Annotated in this window: 2 protein-coding genes and 1 pseudogene; all 3 read left to right on the top strand. The window is 66.4% G+C overall.

What is annotated here, in order from left to right:
* Nucleotides 1–183: pseudogene (locus C8N32_RS15175) on the top strand (transposase); the annotation flags it as partial.
* On the top strand, nucleotides 177–530 hold the full coding sequence (gene tnpB / locus C8N32_RS14695; RefSeq protein WP_107893705.1) for an IS66 family insertion sequence element accessory protein TnpB: 354 nt from the start codon (nucleotides 177–179) through the stop codon (nucleotides 528–530). The pseudogene C8N32_RS15175 and the gene tnpB, both read left to right, overlap by 7 nt.
* Before the next feature lie 54 nt (nucleotides 531–584).
* Nucleotides 585–1983: IS66 family transposase (gene tnpC / locus C8N32_RS14690; protein WP_107893704.1), on the top strand; the 1399-nt coding region annotated here is incomplete at its 3' end.

Below are 1983 nucleotides of genomic sequence, written 5' to 3'. Positions count from 1 at the left end.
GAAGCGGTCTTCGCACCTCTGGTGGTCTGCGAAGAAACCACGGTTGCCTCCGAGCCCGAACCGCCATGCGCCGGGACGCCGATCAGAATTGTGCGGGGTTCAATCGTCATCGAACTTGCGCTGGATGCGCCCGCCGCCCGGATCGCCGAGATCGTCCACGCACTCGAGGCCCATGCATGCTGATGCCCTCGCAGGGCGTGCGGATCCTGGTGGCGACGAAGCCGGTCGACTTCCGTAAAGGCCATGATGGCCTCGCAGCGCTGGTCCAGTCGACACTGGCCGAAGATCCGTTCACCGGAACGGTCTTCGTGTTCCGCTCGAAACGGGCCGATCGGTTGAAGATCCTGTTTTGGGACGGCAGCGGGCTGGTGATGGCCTACAAGCGCCTGGAGGAAAGCACCTTCACCTGGCCGGCGGTCCGCGACGGGGCGATGACGTTGCATAGGGCGCAGTTCGAGGCCCTGTTCGCCGGCCTGGACTGGCGCCGGGTGCGGTCTCTGGAGGTGCGCAGGCCAGCTGTGGCAGAGTGACTCACCGCGCTGAATAGCCGGACAGCGGCATCTCGGGCGCGGTATAATCCGCCCATGTCCAGCGCCCCGCCTATCGACCTGTCCACGATCCCCGAAAGCCAGCGCGCCTCTGTGCTGGCTCTGTTGCAGGAGAACGACGCGCTGAAGGACGCCAACCGGCGGCTTGAGCATCTTGTGGCCGAGCTGAACCAAGTCGTGCATGGCAAACGCTCCGAGAAGCTGAGCGATGACGACCGGCAGTTGGCCTTCGAGGACCTGGAAACGGCTGTCGCCGAGGCCGAGACCCGCAAGGAGCAGGCTGCGCCTTCGACAGGAACGCCGCGCCGGGCGCGTCAGCGCAACCTCGGCCATCTTCCCGCGGGTTTGCCGCGCATCGAGCGCGTCATCGAGCCCGCGAGCCTTGACTGCCCCTGTGGATGCGGTCGCATGCACCGGATCGGTGAGGATCGGACCGATAGGCTGGACATCATCCCGGCGCAGCTGCGTGTGCTGGTCGACATACGACCGAAGTATGCCTGTCGGATCTGCTCGGACGGGGTCACTCAGGCGCCTGCCGCGCCTTGGCTGATCGAAGGTGGCCTGCCGACCGAGGGCGCCATCGCCCACGTGCTGGTGTCCAAGTTCGCGGATCACCTGCCGTTCTACCGACAAAGCCAGATCCTGGCGCGCTCCGGCATCCAGGTCGACCGCAGCACGTTGGCGGACTGGACCGGTACTGCGGCCTTCCATCTCGGCCCCGTGGTCGACCGGTTGGCGGAACATATCAAGTCATCCGGCAAGCTGTTTATGGATGAAACGACCGCCCCGGTCCTCGACCCGGGCCGTGGCCGGACCAAGACCGGATACCTCTGGGCCTTGGCGCGAGATGACCGCGGATGGGGCGGCGATGACCCGCCCGGTGTCGTCTTCACCTACCATCCCAGCCGCGCTGGCGCGCATGCAGAGCAGATCCTCCAGGGCTTCGACGGCACCCTCCAGCTTGACGGCTACACCGGTTACGACCGCCTCACACGCACGTCCCGCAAGGGCGGCGCGCCGATCACGGTTGCCCACTGCTGGGCACACGCTCGCCGCAAGCTGAAGGAAGTCTTCGACCGGGATGGATCCGAGATCGCTGCCGAGGGGCTGCGCCGCATTGCCGAACTCTACCGCATCGAGGCCGAGATCCGCGGCATGGGCCCGGGCCAACGCCTGTCGGCCCGCCAGACCCGCAGCGTGCCCCTCGTGGCCGAGTTCGGTGATTGGCTACAGGCACAGCGCCTGCGTATCTCGGCCAAGTCGCGCCTGGGCGAAAAGCTGACCTACATCCATCGCCAGTGGGGCGGCCTGCAGACCTTCCTTCACGACGGCCGCGTCGAGATCGACTCCAATGCCGTCGAGAACCTGATCCGCCCGATTGCGCTCACGCGGAAGAATGCTCTATTCGCCGGCCACGACGAGGGTGGCCGCACCT

It is taken from the genome of Rhodovulum imhoffii (genome assembly GCF_003046545.1).
Classification (GTDB): domain Bacteria; phylum Pseudomonadota; class Alphaproteobacteria; order Rhodobacterales; family Rhodobacteraceae; genus Rhodovulum; species Rhodovulum imhoffii.
Note: the sequence above shows the minus strand (reverse complement) of the source record. Positions and strands in the feature narration are given on the sequence as shown.

What these genes read in the sequence shown, in the direction of transcription:
- tnpB (WP_107893705.1), top strand. Translation starts at nt 177, where the DNA reads ATGCTGATGCCCTCGCAGGGCGTGCGGATCCTGGTGGCGACGAAGCCG.